Below are 16,431 nucleotides of genomic sequence, written 5' to 3' on the forward strand. Positions count from 1 at the left end.
GCCGCCGGGCTCCCGGCGGCTTGTCCTTTTTCCAGTCTGCCGAAGGGTGCCGCGATGAAGACCATCTCGCTCAAGCCCGCCGACGTCGAGAAGAAGTGGGTTGTGATCGACGCCTCCGGGCTCGTCGTCGGCCGTCTCGCCTCCATCGTGGCGATGCGTCTGCGCGGCAAGCACAAGGCCGCCTACACCCCGCATGTCGACTGCGGCGATAACGTCATCATCATCAATGCCGACAAGGTCTCCTTCACCGGCCGCAAGCGCGACCAGAAGGTGTACTACCACCACACCGGTTTCCCGGGTGGCATCAAGGAGCGTTCGGCCAAGTTCATCCTCGAGGGGCGCTTCCCGGAGCGCGTCGTCGAGAAGGCCGTCGAGCGCATGCTGCCGCGTGGCCCGCTCTTCCGTCAGATTCTCGGTAACCTGCGCGTCTACAAGGGTTCCGAGCATCCGCACGCCGCCCAGTCGCCCGAGACGCTCGACGTCGCGGCGCTCAACCGCAAGAATGCGAGGGTCTGACGATGGCTGAGGTTCTCCAGTCTCTCGAAGATCTCGGCCAGGTCGCCAAGGGCACCCAGCCCGAGGCTCCGGTCCATGTGAAGAAGGTCGATGCGCTCGGCCGCGCTTATGCCACCGGCAAGCGCAAGAACGCGATCGCCCGCGTCTGGATCAAGCCCGGCTCGGGCAAGGTCACCGTCAACAACCGCGACCAGGAAGTCTACTTCGCGCGTCCGGTGCTTCGCATGATCCTGCAGCAGCCGCTGCAGATCGTCGATCGCCTGACCCAGTACGACGTCATCGTCACGGTCAAGGGCGGCGGCCTCTCCGGCCAGGCCGGCGCGGTCCGTCACGGCATCTCCAAGGCTCTGACCCATTACGAGCCCGAGCTGCGTGGCCCGCTCAAGAAGGAAGGCTTCCTGACCCGCGACGCGCGTGTCGTCGAGCGTAAGAAGTTCGGCAAGGCCAAGGCCCGCCGCTCCTTCCAGTTCTCGAAGCGCTGATCCTTCACGCCTTCGGCCGGCCTCGTGCCGGTCATCGATCGGGGCGGCTCTCGCGAGCCGCCCTTTTCATTTGTGCACTGTCCCCGCGCAGGGCGGGCCGCGCTTGCCGCGCGCGGCGAATTCCTGTTCCCCTGTCGCGCCCCGAGCCGGAGAAAAGCCCGCCATGACCCGTCCCGTCCTTCTCGTCACCGGCGGCAGCCGTGGCATCGGCGCCGCGACCTGCGTGCTCGCGGCCGAGCGCGGCTACGATGTGGCGGTGAACTATCAGGGCAATGCCGAGGCCGCGGCCGAGGTCGTCGCCCGCTGCGAGGCGGCCGGTGCGAAGGCGGTCGCGCTGCAGGGCGACATGGCGAGCGCCACCGACATCATCCGCGTCTTCACCGAGGCGGCCGCGGCGCTCGGCCCGCTGACTGCCGTGGTCAACAATGCCGGCATCACCGGCAAGGCGAGCACGTTCGCCGAGGCCGAGACGACGGTCATTCGTGCCTGCATCGACCTCAACGTCACCGGTGCGATCCTGGTGGCGCGCGAGGCCTCGCGCGCGCTGATCGCCAATGCCGGCCAGCCCGGCCGGGCCATCGTCAACATCTCCTCCTCGGCGGCGACGCTCGGCGGGCCGGAGGAATATGTCTGGTACGCGGCTTCCAAGGGCGCCATCGACTCGCTCACCATCGGCCTGTCGAAGGAGCTGGCGCGCCATGGCATCCGCGTGAACGGCGTGGCGCCGGGCGTCACCGACACCGAGATCCACGCGCTCTCCACCGGAGACGGGCCGCGCGTCGCCAGGCTCTCGGCGCTGGTGCCGCTCAAGCGCCCGGCAGAGGCGCGCGAGATCGCCGAATCCGTGCTCTTCCTGCTCTCCGAGGCCTCCTCCTACACCACCGGCGTGACGCTGCGGGTCGCGGGCGGACGCTAGGCCCGCCGAAACCGCTGCGGCGGGACGCGCGACATGCTAAACGGCGTCCGCCGGATCGCTGCGCGTCCGACCGGGCGCGAGCACGGTGATCCATCCAACTGTCATCGCATCGGCGTATTCCGAGGAATGGAGCCGGCTGTTCGGTGCGATGCGTCAGCCGTCCGGGAGCTGCGATGCGCGTCATCCTCGTCCTGATCGCCTTCGGCATGGTGGCCGTGCCGGCCCTGCTGGCGCTCGCCCGTACCGATCTGCCGCGCGGGCGGCGCATCGGCGGGGCGCTCGTCGTGTTCCTGGCCCCGGCCTTCGCGCTCGGCCTGATCCACGGCGTACCGGAGCTCGACGGCCGCGCGCTCAACAACCCCGTCGCCTGGACCACGCTCCGGCTGGTGCTGACCGGCCTCGCCCTCATCCTGCCCTGGTGCCTCTATGTCTGGCTGACCGGGCGCCGCTGAACCCTCCCGGACCTGCCGCCATGACCGAACCCGCCGACACCCCGACCATCGACCATGCCTTCACCGGGGACCGCCTCGGCCCGGCGCACGACCCGACCTATGCCGGCGCGCTCTCCTTCATGCGCCGCCGCTACAGCAAGGACGTCTCGGGCTGCGATCTGGTGATCTGGGGCGTGCCCTTCGATCTCGCGGTCTCGAATCGCCCGGGCACCCGCTTCGGGCCGCAGGCGCTGCGCCGCGTCAGCGCCATCTTCGACGGCGACGCGCAATATCCCTCGCGCCGCGACCCGTTCAAGCGGCTCTCGGCCGTCGACTATGGCGACTGCCTGCTGCCGCGCAGCGATTTGCAGGGCTGCGCGCGGGCCATCGAGACCGAGGCCGCAGCGATCATTGCCGGCGGGGCGCATCTGGTGACGCTGGGCGGCGACCACTTCATCACCCTGCCGCTGCTGCGTGCCCATGTCGCCCGCCACGGCAAGCTGGCGCTGGTGCAGTTCGACGCGCACCAGGACACCTGGGACGACGGCGTCGGCGCGATCAGCCACGGCACCTTCGTGCTCGAGGCGGTGCGCGAGGGGCTGATCGACGTCGAGCGCTCGATCCAGATCGGCATCCGTACGGTGGCACCGCGCGATTGCGGCATCGCGATCATCGACGGATACGAGGCCGACGCGCTCGGTGCGGCGGGTGTTGCCGAACGGGTGCGCCAGCGTGTCGGGCACGGCCCGGCCTATCTGACCTTCGACATCGACGCGATCGATCCCGCCTTCGCGCCGGGGACGGGGACGCCGGTCGCCGGCGGGCTCTCCTCGGCCCAGGCGCTGCGCATGGTCTGGGCGATCCGCGACCTCGATTTCCGCGGCATGGATATCGTCGAGGTCTCGCCGCCCTACGACCATGCCGACGCCACCGCGATCGCCGGCGCCGCCGTGGCGCAGCACTACATCCAGGCCCTGGCCGAGAAGAAGGCCGGTTGAATCGGTTTGCGAAGCGCTTGAATCGGTCTCGTCGCGATCGCACGCATCCGATTCCGATCCTTGCGCTTTCGCCGCCTGGGGGGCGGCGGCGCCCACCCGCCGCGCTAGCCCGCCGATTGACAGCGCGGCCGGCAGCGAACATATACCGGCCATGACCACGATCCTGATCCGACGTCGCTTCGCCATGGCCGCCCCGGCGCGCCCGCGATGACGCTCGGCTAGATCCGAACGCCCGCGACCGCGCCCTGGAGCGCGGTTTTTTTTATGCCCTGAGCCGGCAAGGCACGACAGCCGGCCTTCCACCAGACGCCTTGCGAGGGTCCGATGAGCCAGACGCGTAAGACCATCTTCATCGACGGAGAGGCCGGCACCACTGGGCTGGGCATCCGCGAGCGCCTCGCCACGGTGCCCGAGGTCGAGATCCGCAGCATCGACCCCGACAAGCGCAAGGACCCGGCCGCCCGCAAGGCGCTGATGCAGCAGGTCGACCTCGTCGTGCTCTGCCTGCCCGACGATGCCGCCAAGGAATCCGTCGCGCTGGCCGACGAGCTCGGCGCCGACGCGCCCAAGATCGTCGATGCCTCGACGGCCCATCGCGTCGCGCCGGGCTGGACCTACGGCTTCCCGGAGCTGGAGCCCGGCTTCGCCGACGCGGTCGCACAGGCGAGCCGCGTCTCCAATCCCGGCTGCTATCCGACCGGTGGCATCGCGCTGCTGCGCCCGCTCGTCGATGCCGGCCTGCTGCCGGCCGACCATCCGGTCAGCGTCAACGCGGTCTCGGGCTATTCCGGCGGCGGCAAGGCGATGATCGAGGCCTACGAGGCCGGCACGGCGCCGGATTTCGAACTCTACGGCCTCGGCCTCGCTCATAAGCACCTACCGGAGCTGCAGACCTATGCGCGCCTGCAGCGGCGGCCGATCTTCGTGCCCTCCGTCGGCAATTTCCGGCAGGGCATGCTGGTCAGCATCCCGCTGCATCTCGACACGCTGCCCGGCCGGCCGAAGCCCGCCGATCTCGAGGCGGCGCTGACGGCGCGCTATGCCGGCGGTACTTACGTCACCGTCGTCCCGGCCGAGGCCAACGGCAAGATCGAGCCGCAGGCGCTGAACGACAGCAACCGGCTGGAGCTGCGCGTCTTCGGGAATGCGGCGGCGGGGCAGGTGGTTCTGGTCGCCCGGCTCGACAATCTCGGCAAGGGCGCCTCGGGCGCTGCCGTGCAGAACATCCGCCTGATGCTCGGCCTGCCGCAGGGCTGAGCCCGACCGGCTGCGGGGCCACTCCGACCTCCCCCGGCCGTCGCGCGCCCTTCCGAAAGAAGGGGCTGCGCGACGGCGCGAAATCGGCGCTAGGATGAGGGCTCGTCGCGCCCGGATCGACCGGCCGCCGACGGGGAGGGGTCATCTCATCATGTCAGGATTCCTGTCTTTCCGGAGGCGGGCCGCGCTGTTGCGCGCGTTGCGCCGACCGGTCTTCGCTCTGGCCGCGGCGGCGGCGTTCCTGCCGGTGACGGCGCAGGCCTTCGAGCTGCGCGGCACCGGCGTCGTCCTGATCCACGGCAAGGCCGGCGGGCAGGGCCCGTTGCAGCCGCTGGCGCAGGCCCTGAAGGCGCAGGGCGCCACCGTCATGCTGCCGCGCATGTCTTGGACGTCGGGCTATCGCACCTATGACCAGACGCTGGGCGAGGTGCATGCCGCGGTGGCGAAGCTCAAGGCGGGCGGTGCCTCGCGCATCGTGCTGGCCGGCCACAGCCTCGGCGCCAACCTCTCCATCGGCTATGCGGCGCGCTATGGCGGCGTCGACGCCGTGGTCGCGCTCGCGCCCGGCCACCGGCCGGACTTCATCGCCGGCCAGACCGGCGAGAGCGTCGCCGAGGCCAAGGCGCTGGTGGCGGCCGGGAAGGGCGGCCAGAAGGCGCGCTTCCTCGACTTCAACCAGGGCAAGGTCTTCCCGGTGACGACGACGGCCGAGGCCTATCTCAGCTTCTTCGACCCGTCTGGGCCGGCGGCCGCTGCGGCGCGCGGCAGCGGCCTGCGCGGGCCGTCTCTCTGGGTGGTGGGAACCGCCGACCGGCCCGCCATGGGCGACCGCGCGGCCTATTCCGGCACGCGGCTGGTGGTCGAGGCGGATCATGCGCAGACGCCGCGCGTCGCGGTGGCTCAGGTAATCGACTGGCTGCGCCGGCAATAGCGGGCGGGAGCGCGGCCCCCGCCAATGGGCGCTCAGAAAAAGACGCCGCCCGGGACTTAAGTCCCGGGCGGCGCTGGATTCGTCAGCCCTGATAGGCCTTGAACTTCTGGGTCTGGGTGCCGAGGCCCTCGATGCCGAGGCTGACCGTCTCACCGCCCTTGAGGAAGCGCGGCGGCTTGAAGCCGAGGCCGACGCCGGGAGGCGTGCCGGTGGTGATCACGTCACCCGGATCCAGGCGCATGAACTGGCTGATGTAGTGCACCAGATAGGTCACGCCGAAGATCATGGTCTTCGAGGAGCCGTTCTGAACGCGCTCGCCATCGACTTCGAGCCACATGGCGAGGTTCTGCACATCGGCGACCTCGTCGGGGGTGACCAGCCAGGGGCCGAGCGGACCGAAGGTCGGGCAGCCCTTGCCCTTGGCCCACTGGCCGCCGCGCTCGATCTGGAAGGCGCGCTCGGAGACGTCGTTGCAGACGCAGAAGCCGGCGATGGCCGCCATCGCGTCCTTCTCTTCGATATAGGAGCCGCCATCGCCGATGACGATCGCCAGCTCGACTTCCCAGTCGGTCTTCTCGGAGCCCTTGGGGACGATCACGTCGTCATTCGGGCCGACAATGCAGTTCGGCGCCTTGTTGAAGAGGATCGGCTCCTTCGGGATCGGGGAGTTGGTCTCCTCGGCGTGGTCGGCGAAGTTGAGGCCTACCGCGATGAAGTTGCGCACGTCGCCGACGCAGGCGCCGATGCGCGGCGAGCCCTCGACCAGCGGCAGCGAGGCCGGGTCCAGCGCCTTCAGCTTGGACAGCGACGCCGCGGTCAGGGTCTTGCCGGCGATGTCCGGAACCTGCGCGGACAGGTCGCGCAGCTTGCCCGCCGCATCGATCATGCCCGGCTTCTCCTGGCCGAACGCTCCGTAGCGAACCAGTTTCACGTCGCTTCCTCCATACTCAAATCGTTTGAAACGGGCCGGTGAACGCCCGCATGGACCGGCGCGATCCTTAGCGGACCACGGGGCCGGCGCAAGTCCGGTCAGGCGCATGCCCCATCCCCATGTGGAGGGGCGGGCGAATGTGTTCTTTCTGCAACGGAATCGGGTAATCGGCAAAGATGGGGGACGGTGGATGCGGCTCAATTTGTGCGTTGCACAATAAGAACCGGCGAAAGTTTCGATATAAACTGTTCGTTTGGAAGCTATCTCTAGGAGGTCGCTGCGAAAACAGCGCCGTTTCGAGCCGAATTCGCGCCTTCCCTAGCGGAAGATTGCTGCTCCTGCACGATTAGGCCGCCTCCGATGGCGGGATTGCGGCGGAACTGCGGGAACGGCATGGTGAATCCAGATTCGCCCGGTCCTTTCGCACGGGCCCAGAGAACAAATCGTTTCCGGGGAAGAAGCCGCGATGTCGAGCCTCCGCACATTCACCGCCGCCACCGTGTCGCTGTGTGCCCTCCTGGCCGCGGGCGCCGCCTCCGCCAGCTCCTTCGCGATCCGCAGCGGCCAGAGCGCCGAGGGTCTCGGCATGAGCTATGCGGGCGCGGCCTCGGGCGGCATCGGCATGGGCGCCATGGCCTGGAACCCGGCAACGATCACCATGTTCCCCGGCCGCAACAGCCAGTGGAACTTCACCTATCTCTACGCCAACGGCGACTATAAGCCGACGTCGCCGACCACGGTCCGCACGCCTGTCGGCAGCTTCCCGATCCAGGCCTTCGGCGGCAGCCCGTTCGGTACCGGCGACCTGGGCGGCGACGGTGCCTTCATCCCGGCGAGCTATTCCGCCTGGCAGCTCACCGACCGGCTCTGGATCGGCCTGACCACCGGCGCGCCGTTCGGCCTGCGCTCCAAGGCCGACAACCAGTTCCATGCCGGCCAGGTCTATGGCCGCTCGGCCAAGGTCCGCTCGATCAACGTGGCGCCGACCATCGGCTACAAGGTCAATGACTGGCTCTCGATCGGTGCCGCGCTGCAGATCCAGTACTTCAAGGCCAACCTGAAGCAGGCGAACGGCATCACCGCCACTGCCGGCAACGTGATCCTCGACGGCGACACCATCGATTTCGGCTATCGCGTCGGTGCGACCCTGACCCCGATGGACGGCACCACCATCGGCGTGGCCTACCGCTCCTCGATCCGCCAGACGCTGGAAGGCAAGCTGATGGGCTCGCCCGGCGCTCCGCCGGTGCTCCCGGTCAAGGCCAACCTCAACCTGCCGGACTCCGTCGTCGTCGGCGTGTCTCAGGTCATCAACGACCAGTGGCAGGCGCATATCGGCGTCGAGTGGACCAATTGGAGCCGCTTCAACCGCATTCCGGTCGTCACCCGCTTCGGCAGCGCGCCCGTCACCAGCCTGAACTTCGAGTATGACGACTCGTGGTTCTTCTCGGGCGGTCTCGAGTACAAGTACAATTCCGACCTGACGCTGCGCGCCGGTGTCGGCTACGAGCTCTCGGCCGTGAACGACCGCAACCGCACGGTCTTCATCTCCGACAACGACCGCCTCTGGCTGTCGGCCGGTCTGAGCTACAAGGTCACCGAGAAGCTCAATCTCGACCTCGGCTACACCTATATCCACGTCAACAAGGCGCGGGTGAACTATACGGGCTTCCATCCGCAGCAGAACGGCTCGCCGGTCATCTACACCGCGGCGGCCGAGCCCTATATTCACGTCGCTTCGGCGGCGCTGACCTGGCGCTGGGACAACCCGACCGAGACGGTCCCGGTGCGCGACCCGGTCGTGCGCAAGTACTGATCGCCCAATCGCCACGAGATCTCGAAAGCCGGCCTGCGGGCCGGCTTTTTTCGTTGTCTGGCGGCCGTCTCTGCCCGGATTCTGGGGCTTCGCGGCGCAGCTTCGTCACGCACCGCGGCGTGGAGCAGGGCATGACGATCACGATCGAACCCGCCGGCAAGGCGCATCTCTCCGCCTGGGCTGCGCTGAGGGCAGAGCTCTGGCCCGAGGCGGATGCGGCCGAGCATCGCGCCGAGATCGAGGCGGCCCTGGCCGCCGGCCGCGACCACGCTTTCGCCTGCGTCGCCCTGACGGGCGAGGGCGCCTGCATCGGCTTCGCCGAGGCCGCCCTGCGCAGCGACTATGTCAATGGCTGCGAGACCTCGCCGGTCGTGTTTCTCGAAGGTATCTTCGTCGCCGGGCCGCACCGCCGGTCCGGGGTCGCCCGCATGCTCTGCCGTGCCGTCGAAGCGTGGGGGCGCGGGCATGGCTGCTCCGAATTCGCCTCCGACGCGGCGATCGGCAATGCCGCGAGCCTCGCGCTCCATCGCGCGCTCGGTTTCGTCGAGACGGAGCGGGTGGTTTTCTTCCGCAAGCCGCTCGCCGCAGAGGACGGCGGGGCGACCTGACCGTGGCGGGCCGCCTGCGCTGCGTCAGGCCTTGACCTTCACATAGGTTCCGGGTGCGTCGCAGAGGGCGGGGAGGCCGCCCGCGCCGGGAATGCGCGGCGCGACGCGCTTTGGCGCCTGGGCCTCCAGCCAGCCGAACCAGTGCGGCCACCAGGAGCCGGGATGCTCCTGCGCCTTGGCGGTCCAGTCCTCCAGCGCGCCCTCCGGCTTCGGCCCGGTCCAGTACTGGTACTTCACCTTGTAGGGCGGGTTGACCACGCCGGCGATGTGCCCGGAGCCGGCCAGCACATAGTCGACCGGGCCGCCGAACTTCTGCGAGCCGATGAAGACCGACTTGGCGGGCGCGATATGGTCCTCGCGGGTGGCGATGTTGTAGATCGGGATCTTGACCTTGCCGAGGTCGAGCCGCTTGCCGCCGAGGCTCATCTCGCCCCGGCTCAGCGTGTTATCGAGATAGCAATTGCGCAGGTAGAAGGAATGGTTCGCCGCCGGCATCCGCGTCGAATCCGAATTCCAGTAGAGCAGGTCGAAGGCGCTCGGCGCCTTGCCTTTCAGATAGTTGTTGACCGCATAGGACCAGATCAGATCGTTCGGGCGCAGCATGTTGAAGGCGCCCGACATGCGCGAGCCGTCGAGATAGCCGCGCTGCGACATCTGCTGTTCCAGGGCGCGGATCTGGTCCTCGTCGACGAAGACCGAGAGCTCGCCGGCATGGGTGAAGTCGACCTGCGTGGTGAAGAAGGTGGCGCTGTCGATGCGCTTGTCGCGGGTCGCCGCCATATAGGCCAAAGTCACCCCCAGCAGCGTGCCGCCGACGCAATAGCCGATGGCCGAGACCTTCTTCTCGCCGCAGGCCTGCTCGATCGCCTCCAGCGCCGCGAAGATGCCCTCGCGCATATAGCTCTCGAAATCCTTGGCGGCGTGGCGCTCGTCCGGATTGACCCAGGAGATGCAGAAGACGGTCAGCCCCTGCGCCACGCACCAGCGTATGAAGCTCTTCTCGGGGTTGAGGTCGAGAATGTAGAACTTGTTGATCCAGGGCGGCACGATCAGCAGCGGCCGCTTCAGCACGGTCTCGGTGGCCGGAGCGTACTGGATCAGCTCGATCAGATCGTTGCGGAACACGACCTTGCCGGGCGTCATGGCGATGTTGACGCCGATCTCGAAGGCGCGCGCGTCCGACTGGCGGATCTTGAGCTCGCCGCCGCCGGCCTCGATGTCCTCGGCCAGCATCTTCATGCCGCGCACCAGGTTCTCGCCGTTCTGCGCCAGCGTCTCGCGCAGCAGCTCGGGATTGGTCGCGATGAAGTTGGAGGGCGAGAGCGCACCGGCGAGCTGCTTGACGTAGAAGCGCGCCTTGTCGCGGGTGTGCGGGTCGAGGTCCTCGGCCTTGTCGACCAGCGTCTCCGCCCAGCGCGAGGAGAGCAGATAGGCCTGCCTGACGAAGTCGAACACCGGATGCTCGCGCCATTCGGGATCGGCGAAGCGCGGGTCGCGCCCTTCGGATTCGATCACCGGCTCGGTGGTCTCCCCGCCGAGGCGCTTCAGCGTGTTGCTCCACAGGCTGAGGAAATCGCCGGTGATCGAGGCCTGCGCCTCGATGATCCGGCGCGGGTCGCTAATCCAGCGCTCGGCGACGCGGCCGAGCACCTTGACCATCTCGCTGGCCTCGTCGGCCTGGCCGGTCTTGGCCTCGCCGCGCTCGATCGGCTTGAGATAGGCGGCGGTGACCTTGCCGGCCTCCTCGACCAGCCGGCCCATATTCTGCGCCATGGCGTCGAAATCAGGCAGTCGCGGCGCATCCGCGGGCGCGCTGCTCGCCGGGCTGGCGCCTGCTTGCGCTCTGTCGGTGGCGGGCGGGCTCATCGCGGCTCCTCGGGCGTCGTGGCTGCGGGGCGTTGGACACCCCATTTTGGACCTATTAAGGACGTAACCGTTATGGGTGACAAAAGAAATTTACGAAAGCTGGGCAATGGCTGACGATCGCTTCCGGGAGATGTGCAAGGCGGCCGCCGTCACGGGCCTGCTCGCAACCGCCCTGGCGGGCTGCGAAGCTGCCCGCGGCGTCGCGGAATTCGCCGATCTGGCGACCAAGCCGGGCGAGGCCAAGCCCTTCGTCGTCGAGACCCGCCCGCAGGATGCCCGCTACATCCCGGTCGGCACCACGGTCAGCCGCGACGCCAAGCGCATGACCGTCGAGGATTTCAAGAAGCTCGAGGCCGAGCTCGAGGCCAAGCGCGTCTCCAACGCCGCCGCCGGCACGCAGGCGCAGAGCCTCGGCCAGACCGCGCCGCCGGCCCCGGCCAAGCTGCCGCCGGCCGAGTAGGGCGTCGCGGCCGCGCACATCGGCGCCCTGCGGCATTGTTTCGACGATTCTTGCGCGGTTAGCCCTGTCTCGGCGGAAGCTGCGGTGCTAAACCCGGTCCACGCAAGGAATGTGAGCGTTCGCCTTCCGTCGCGTGTGAACCCTATGGACCCGATGTCAAGATGACCGATTTCCACCGCATCAAGCGTTTGCCGCCCTACGTCTTCGAGCAGGTCAACAAGATCAAGGCAGCCGAGCGAGCTCGTGGCGTCGACATCGTGGACCTGGGCATGGGCAATCCGGATCTGCCGGCCCCGCGTCACGTCATCGAGAAGCTGGTCGAGACCGCCGGCAAGCCGCGCACCGACCGCTATTCCGCCTCCAAGGGCATCGCCGGCCTGCGCCGCGCCCAGGCCAATTATTACGAGCGCCGCTTCGGCGTGAAGCTAAACCCAGACACCCAGGTCGTCGCGACCCTGGGCTCGAAGGAGGGCTTCGCCAATATGGCGCAGGCCATTACCGGGCCGGGCGACGTCGTGCTGGTGCCGAATCCGAGCTACCCGATCCACGCCTTCGGTTTCCTGATGGCCGGCGGCGTCATCCGCTCGGTCCCGGCCGAGCCGACGCCGGCCTTCTTCCCGGCGCTGGAGCGCGCGGTGATGCATTCGGTGCCGAAGCCGATCGCGCTGGTGACCTGCTACCCGGCCAACCCGACCGCCTTCACCGCCTCGCTCGACTTCTATCGCGACCTCGTCGCCTTCGCGAAGAAGCACGAGCTGATCCTGCTCTCCGACCTGGCCTATGCCGAGGTCTATTTCGACGAGGCCAACCCGCCGCCCTCGATGCTGCAGGTGCCGGGCGCGATGGACGTCACCGTCGAGTTCACCTCGATGTCGAAGACCTTCTCCATGGCCGGCTGGCGCATGGGCTTCGCCGTCGGCAACGAGCGCCTGCTGGCGGCGCTGGCGCGGGTGAAGTCCTATCTCGACTACGGCGCCTATACGCCGATCCAGGTCGCGGCGGCGGCCGCGCTCAATGGCCCGGACGACTGCATCCGCGAGATGCGCGACGTCTATCGCAAGCGCCGCGATGCGCTGGTCGAGAGCTTCGGCAAGGCCGGCTGGGACTTCCCGGCGCCGCAGGCCTCGATGTTCGCCTGGGTGCCGATCCCCGAGAAGTTCCGCCATCTCGGCTCGCTGGAGTTCTCCAAGCTGCTGATCGAGAAGGCTGAGGTCGCGGTGGCGCCGGGCATCGGCTTCGGCGAGCACGGCGACGACTTTGTCCGCATCGCCATCGTCGAGAACGAGCAGCGCATCCGCCAGGCGGCGCGCAATGTCGGGCGCTTCCTCAAGACGGCCGACCAGACGCTGCACAACGTCATCCAGATGCCGCGCGCCACCGGCTGATCGACCGCGACCTCCAGCCCCGGCGCCTGCGACCGCGCCGGGGCTGGACCGCGCCGCCGAAACGTGGGAACCGAAGGCGTCCGGATGCCCCAGCGTCCGGACGGGAGTCGGCTGCCTTGGTCGCGCTCCGCAGCAGCCAACGGAGTTCGGGCTGGCATGGTCTCAAAGGGCCGGATCATCGGCGTTTTCTTCGGGCTGTTCGCGCTGGCCTGCCTGTTCGCGACCTATGACTTCTCGCGCGGCCGCACGGTCGACACCGATTCCGCCCTGATCGGCGACGTGCTGACCGCGACCACCGCGCGCGAATGCGGCCGCGACGCCACCGAGGTCGTCGCCAAATACCTGCCCGAGGGCATGGCCCAGGGCGATGTCGAGGCGCTTCTCGCCCAGACGCTGATCCGTCCGCCGCAGCCTTGGTTCTGGAAGCCGGTCGACCAGAACACCGCGGTCTGGAGCGGCGAGAGCCTCGAAGTGCTGCGCACCATCAAAACCACCGCCTTCGGCAACCAGCTCCTGCGCATCTATCTGAGCTTCTCCGACGGCAAGCTGCGCAAGCAGGCCTCCGAGGTGATCTGCCGCTTCGACTGACTGCCGGGGAGGGCGCGCTGGCCGGCCCTGCCCCGGCTCGTCTCCCGCTTTGGTCCCGTTGACTCCGGCTGCGCCCCATGCGACCCCGCGCGCCATGACCATGCACGCTCCGCTTCCCGAGATCATGCCGCTCCGCGTCGGAATCGCCGGGCTCGGGACCGTCGGCGCCGCCGTCGCCGGCATCCTCAACCGCCAGGCCAACCAGCTCGCCGCCCGCTGCGGCCGGCCGATCCGCGTCACCGCCGTCTCGGCGCGCGACCGCAACCGCGATCGCGGCATCGACCTTGCCGGCTATCGCTGGTTCGACGATCCGGTGGCGCTGGCGAGCGACCCCGAGATCGACTGCTTCGTCGAGCTGGTCGGCGGTTCCGACGGCCCGGCGCGCCGCGCGGTCGAGACGGCGCTGGCCGCCGGCAAGCACGTCGTCACCGCCAACAAGGCGCTGCTCGCCGCCCATGGCCTCGCGCTCTCTGAGCTGGCCGAACGGACCGGCGCGGCGCTCGCCTTCGAGGCGTCCTCGGCGGGCGGCATCCCCGTGGTGAAGACGCTGCGCGAGGCGCTGGCCGGCAACAATGTCAGCAAGCTCTACGGCATCCTCAACGGCACCTGCAATTACATCCTCTCGCGGATGGAGACCGAGGGCCTGACCTTCGACGACTGCCTGAAGGACGCGCAGCGACTCGGCTATGCCGAGGCCGACCCGACCTTCGACGTCGAAGGCTTCGACACCGCCCACAAGCTGGCGATCCTGACCAGCCTCGCCTTCGGCACGAAGATCGACGCCGAAGCGATTCACGTCGAAGGCATTTCCTCGATCACGCCCTTCGACCTGCGCATGGCCGACGATCTCGGCTTCCGCATCAAGCTGCTCGGCGTGGCCGAGCGCACCAAGACCGGCATCGAGCAGCGCGTGCACCCGACCATGGTCGCCAAGACCTCGGCGATCGCCCAGGTGATGGGCGTCACCAACGCGGTGACGATCGACGCCGATGCGGTGGGCGAGCTGACCTTGGTCGGCCCCGGCGCCGGCGGCGGGCCGACCGCCTCGGCGGTGATCGCCGACATTGCCGACGTGGCGCGCGGCACGGTTGGCCTGCCCTTCGGCCTGCCGGTCTCGCGGCTGGAGCAGCCGGTGCGCAGCGCCATGCAGCGCCACGAGGGCGGCTACTACATCCGCCTCGCCGTCGCCGATCGTCCCGGCGCCGCGGCCGCGATCGTCACCCGCATGGCGGAAGCCGGCATCTCGCTGGAGAGCATCGTGCAGCGTCGTTCGGAAGCCGCCGCGGCGCGCGATCCGGAAGGCCGCTCGGGCGCGCCGGTGCCGGTCGTGCTGATCACCTACGCCACCACCGAGCGCGCGCTGCGCGACGCGCTGGCCAAGGTCAGCGCCGACGGCCACATTTCGGAAAACCCGCAGGTCATCCGGATCGAGCGGGAGTGATGCGCGTGGCGGGCACGGCGCAGACGCTGTCCGCGACCCCTCGTCACGCTGACGCCATGCTCTTAGCCTTACGCCTGTCATCCGCCGTCATACGTTCCTAGGGAGGCCCCATGTCCGTCGATCTCCGTATCTCGCCCGATCAGATCATCGAGCGCTATCTTTCGATGGAGCTGGTGCGCGTCACCGAGCGCGCCGCCGTGGCGGCCGCCCGCCTGCGCGGGCACGGCAACGAGAAGGCCGCCGACCAGGCCGCCGTCGACGCCATGCGCCGCGAGCTGAACCGCCTGCCCATCGACGGCGAGATCGTCATCGGCGAGGGCGAGCGCGACGAGGCGCCGATGCTCTATATCGGCGAGAAGGTCGGCAACAGGCAGGGCCCGAAGGTCCATATCGCGGTCGACCCGCTCGAGGGCACCACGCTCTGCGCCAAGGACATGCCGGGCTCGATCGCCGTGATGGCGATGGCCGGCGCCGGCCAGCTGCTCTACGCACCCGACGTCTACATGGACAAGATCGCGATCGGCCCGGGCTATCCCGAGGGCGTGATCGACCTCGACGCCTCGCCGGTCGACAACATCCAGTCGCTGGCGCGCGCCAAGGGCGTGAAGCCGCACGAGATCAGTGTGCTGATCATGGACCGGCCGCGCCATGCCGACCTGATCGCCGCCGTGCGCAAGACCGGCTGCTCGATCCGCCTGATCACCGATGGCGACGTCGCCGGCGTGATCTTCTGCACCGAGCCGGAGAAGACCGGCATCGACCTCTATCTCGGCATCGGCGGCGCGCCCGAGGGCGTCCTGGCCGCGGCCGCGCTGCGCTGCGTCGGCGGGCAGATGCAGGGCCGCCTGATCCTCGACACCGAGGAGAAGCGCAAGCGCGCCGCCACCATGGGCGTCTCGGACCCCAACAAGAAGTACGACATGTCGGAAATGGCCTCGGGCGACGTCATCGTCTGCGCCACCGGCGTCACCGATGGCGGCATGCTGTCGGGCGTGCGCTTCGGCCCCGACGTGATCGAGACCGAGACGATCGTCTATCGTTCGATCACCGGCACCGTGCGCCGCATCTATGGCGAGCATCGCGAACTCGGGAAGTTCAAGCTCGACTGAGCGTCGCAGGCGCGTCCAGCGGGCGCGCGCACGATCCAGGGATCATGATGGCCGGGGCGGCGAGGGCTGCCCCGGCCATCGCCGTGTCAGGGCCTGGCAGGTCGCCGGTAGAGCGCCGCGGCGGGGCCGTCCGTCCGCGCCAGGATGCCGTCCGCGCAAAGCCGCTCGCGGCCATAGACGATCCAGACGTCGTCCGGAGCGCCGATCACCTCCTCGACGCGGAAGCGCCCGGGATGACGCGTCGCGGCATCGAGATACACCAGCCCGGAATCATAGGCGCCGGAAAGTAGCTTCTCGACGATGACCGGGATCGAGGCCTCGGGGCAGCGGCGCTCCCAGCGGCCGAGATCGGCATAGGAATCGGTGGCGGGCGAGACCAGCGCGATCGAGCGCGGCGCCTCGACCTCGCTGCGGGTCAGGATCGCGAGCGGCTTGCCCGGCGCGACGAAGCTGTCGATTGCGAAGACGTCGCGGAAGTTCTCGCCCAGCGTCCGCGGCGTCTCGGGATGCACGGCGCACTGGACGATATGGTCGACCGTGCCGGCCCGCAGCGCCGCCACCGCCTCGGCGAAATCCCCCACCAGCACGATCCGCGCCGCGTCCAGCACGTGATGGGCGAGATAGCGCCGCGTGACCAGCTCGTGATTGGTCCCGGCCGGGCCGAGCGTCGCGAACACCGTCATGAAGCCCCCGTGA

17 protein-coding genes are annotated in these 16,431 nt (G+C 68.8%); 14 read left to right on the plus strand and 3 right to left on the minus strand.

The annotated features are described in order from the left end of the window. Positions 1 to 54 precede the first annotated feature (54 nt). The 7 genes from rplM to ABE438_RS16020 all read left to right on the plus strand — a co-directional run bounded on the left by rplM (position 55) and on the right by ABE438_RS16020 (position 5,531). Complete coding sequence (gene rplM / locus ABE438_RS15990) at positions 55 to 516, plus strand: 50S ribosomal protein L13 (protein WP_346503646.1); 462 nt, start codon at positions 55 to 57, stop codon at positions 514 to 516. 2 nt (positions 517 to 518) lie between these two features. Continuing rightward, positions 519 to 998 carry a 30S ribosomal protein S9 gene (rpsI, locus tag ABE438_RS15995; RefSeq protein WP_346503647.1) on the plus strand — a complete coding sequence of 160 codons (480 nt, stop codon included), beginning with the start codon at positions 519 to 521 and terminating at the stop codon, positions 996 to 998. Between the two features lie 163 nt (positions 999 to 1,161). Continuing rightward, positions 1,162 to 1,914, plus strand: a complete 753-nt coding sequence (locus ABE438_RS16000) for an SDR family oxidoreductase (RefSeq protein WP_346503648.1) — start codon at positions 1,162 to 1,164, stop codon at positions 1,912 to 1,914. 173 nt (positions 1,915 to 2,087) lie between these two features. Further along, positions 2,088 to 2,366 carry a hypothetical protein gene (locus ABE438_RS16005; protein WP_346503649.1) on the plus strand — a complete coding sequence of 93 codons (279 nt, stop codon included), beginning with the start codon at positions 2,088 to 2,090 and terminating at the stop codon, positions 2,364 to 2,366. A 20-nt stretch (positions 2,367 to 2,386) separates the two neighbouring features. Beyond that, on the plus strand, positions 2,387 to 3,343 hold the full coding sequence (speB, locus tag ABE438_RS16010; RefSeq protein ID WP_346503650.1) for an agmatinase: 957 nt from the start codon (positions 2,387 to 2,389) through the stop codon (positions 3,341 to 3,343). A 324-nt stretch (positions 3,344 to 3,667) separates the two neighbouring features. Beyond that, positions 3,668 to 4,600, plus strand: a complete 933-nt coding sequence (gene argC, locus ABE438_RS16015) for an N-acetyl-gamma-glutamyl-phosphate reductase (RefSeq protein WP_346503651.1) — start codon at positions 3,668 to 3,670, stop codon at positions 4,598 to 4,600. Between the two features lie 190 nt (positions 4,601 to 4,790). Next, entirely contained in the window at positions 4,791 to 5,531 is a 741-nt protein-coding gene (locus tag ABE438_RS16020; protein ID WP_346503652.1) for an alpha/beta fold hydrolase, read from the plus strand. Between the two features lie 82 nt (positions 5,532 to 5,613). Here the strand turns inward: ABE438_RS16020 and ABE438_RS16025 are convergent, their stop codons facing one another. Then, complete coding sequence (locus ABE438_RS16025) at positions 5,614 to 6,462, minus strand: fumarylacetoacetate hydrolase family protein (RefSeq protein ID WP_346503653.1); 849 nt, start codon at positions 6,460 to 6,462, stop codon at positions 5,614 to 5,616. A gap of 466 nt (positions 6,463 to 6,928) precedes the next feature. Between ABE438_RS16025 and ABE438_RS16030 the strand changes: the two genes are divergently transcribed. After that, positions 6,929 to 8,278, plus strand: coding sequence for an OmpP1/FadL family transporter (locus ABE438_RS16030; protein ID WP_346503654.1), 1,350 nt, complete (start codon positions 6,929 to 6,931; stop codon positions 8,276 to 8,278). A 131-nt stretch (positions 8,279 to 8,409) separates the two neighbouring features. Further along, complete coding sequence (aac(6'), locus tag ABE438_RS16035; RefSeq protein WP_346503655.1) at positions 8,410 to 8,886, plus strand: aminoglycoside 6'-N-acetyltransferase; 477 nt, start codon at positions 8,410 to 8,412, stop codon at positions 8,884 to 8,886. A 24-nt stretch (positions 8,887 to 8,910) separates the two neighbouring features. Here aac(6') and phaC read toward each other — a convergent pair whose 3' ends face one another. Further along, entirely contained in the window at positions 8,911 to 10,752 is a 1,842-nt protein-coding gene (phaC, locus tag ABE438_RS16040; RefSeq protein WP_465248628.1) for a class I poly(R)-hydroxyalkanoic acid synthase, read from the minus strand. Between the two features lie 106 nt (positions 10,753 to 10,858). Between phaC and ABE438_RS16045 the strand changes: the two genes are divergently transcribed. The 5 genes from ABE438_RS16045 (at position 10,859) to glpX (ending at position 15,735) form a co-directional block, all read left to right on the plus strand. Next, complete coding sequence (locus ABE438_RS16045) at positions 10,859 to 11,212, plus strand: hypothetical protein (RefSeq protein ID WP_346503656.1); 354 nt, start codon at positions 10,859 to 10,861, stop codon at positions 11,210 to 11,212. A 161-nt stretch (positions 11,213 to 11,373) separates the two neighbouring features. After that, positions 11,374 to 12,597, plus strand: a complete 1,224-nt coding sequence (locus tag ABE438_RS16050) for an LL-diaminopimelate aminotransferase (RefSeq protein ID WP_346503657.1) — start codon at positions 11,374 to 11,376, stop codon at positions 12,595 to 12,597. Between the two features lie 156 nt (positions 12,598 to 12,753). Then, positions 12,754 to 13,185 carry a hypothetical protein gene (locus ABE438_RS16055; protein WP_346503658.1) on the plus strand — a complete coding sequence of 144 codons (432 nt, stop codon included), beginning with the start codon at positions 12,754 to 12,756 and terminating at the stop codon, positions 13,183 to 13,185. Between the two features lie 100 nt (positions 13,186 to 13,285). Beyond that, positions 13,286 to 14,626 (plus strand): homoserine dehydrogenase, encoded by a 1,341-nt coding sequence (locus ABE438_RS16060; protein ID WP_346503729.1) that lies wholly within the window; start codon positions 13,286 to 13,288, stop codon positions 14,624 to 14,626. Between the two features lie 110 nt (positions 14,627 to 14,736). Then, entirely contained in the window at positions 14,737 to 15,735 is a 999-nt protein-coding gene (gene glpX / locus ABE438_RS16065) for a class II fructose-bisphosphatase (protein ID WP_346503659.1), read from the plus strand. Between the two features lie 86 nt (positions 15,736 to 15,821). Here the strand turns inward: glpX and ABE438_RS16070 are convergent, their stop codons facing one another. After that, a complete protein-coding gene (locus ABE438_RS16070; RefSeq protein WP_346503660.1) occupies positions 15,822 to 16,418 on the minus strand; it encodes a type 2 periplasmic-binding domain-containing protein in 597 nt (198 codons plus the stop codon). Positions 16,419 to 16,431 lie beyond the last annotated feature (13 nt).

This window comes from Allobosea sp. TWI1241 (assembly GCF_039673065.1).
Taxonomy (GTDB): Bacteria; Pseudomonadota; Alphaproteobacteria; order Rhizobiales; family Beijerinckiaceae; genus Allobosea.

Coding starts and splice junctions, on each gene's coding strand:
- rplM (WP_346503646.1), top strand. CDS start 55: ATGAAGACCATCTCGCTCAAGCCCGCCGACGTCGAGAAGAAGTGGGTT.
- ABE438_RS16005 (WP_346503649.1), top strand. CDS start 2,088: ATGCGCGTCATCCTCGTCCTGATCGCCTTCGGCATGGTGGCCGTGCCG.
- ABE438_RS16050 (WP_346503657.1), top strand. CDS start 11,374: ATGACCGATTTCCACCGCATCAAGCGTTTGCCGCCCTACGTCTTCGAG.
- argC (WP_346503651.1), top strand. CDS start 3,668: ATGAGCCAGACGCGTAAGACCATCTTCATCGACGGAGAGGCCGGCACC.
- speB (WP_346503650.1), top strand. CDS start 2,387: ATGACCGAACCCGCCGACACCCCGACCATCGACCATGCCTTCACCGGG.
- ABE438_RS16000 (WP_346503648.1), top strand. CDS start 1,162: ATGACCCGTCCCGTCCTTCTCGTCACCGGCGGCAGCCGTGGCATCGGC.
- ABE438_RS16030 (WP_346503654.1), top strand. CDS start 6,929: ATGTCGAGCCTCCGCACATTCACCGCCGCCACCGTGTCGCTGTGTGCC.
- ABE438_RS16045 (WP_346503656.1), top strand. CDS start 10,859: ATGGCTGACGATCGCTTCCGGGAGATGTGCAAGGCGGCCGCCGTCACG.
- rpsI (WP_346503647.1), top strand. CDS start 519: ATGGCTGAGGTTCTCCAGTCTCTCGAAGATCTCGGCCAGGTCGCCAAG.
- phaC (WP_465248628.1), bottom strand. CDS start 10,752: ATGAGCCCGCCCGCCACCGACAGAGCGCAAGCAGGCGCCAGCCCGGCG.
- ABE438_RS16060 (WP_346503729.1), top strand. CDS start 13,286: ATGCACGCTCCGCTTCCCGAGATCATGCCGCTCCGCGTCGGAATCGCC.
- glpX (WP_346503659.1), top strand. CDS start 14,737: ATGTCCGTCGATCTCCGTATCTCGCCCGATCAGATCATCGAGCGCTAT.
- ABE438_RS16055 (WP_346503658.1), top strand. CDS start 12,754: ATGGTCTCAAAGGGCCGGATCATCGGCGTTTTCTTCGGGCTGTTCGCG.
- ABE438_RS16070 (WP_346503660.1), bottom strand. CDS start 16,418: ATGACGGTGTTCGCGACGCTCGGCCCGGCCGGGACCAATCACGAGCTG.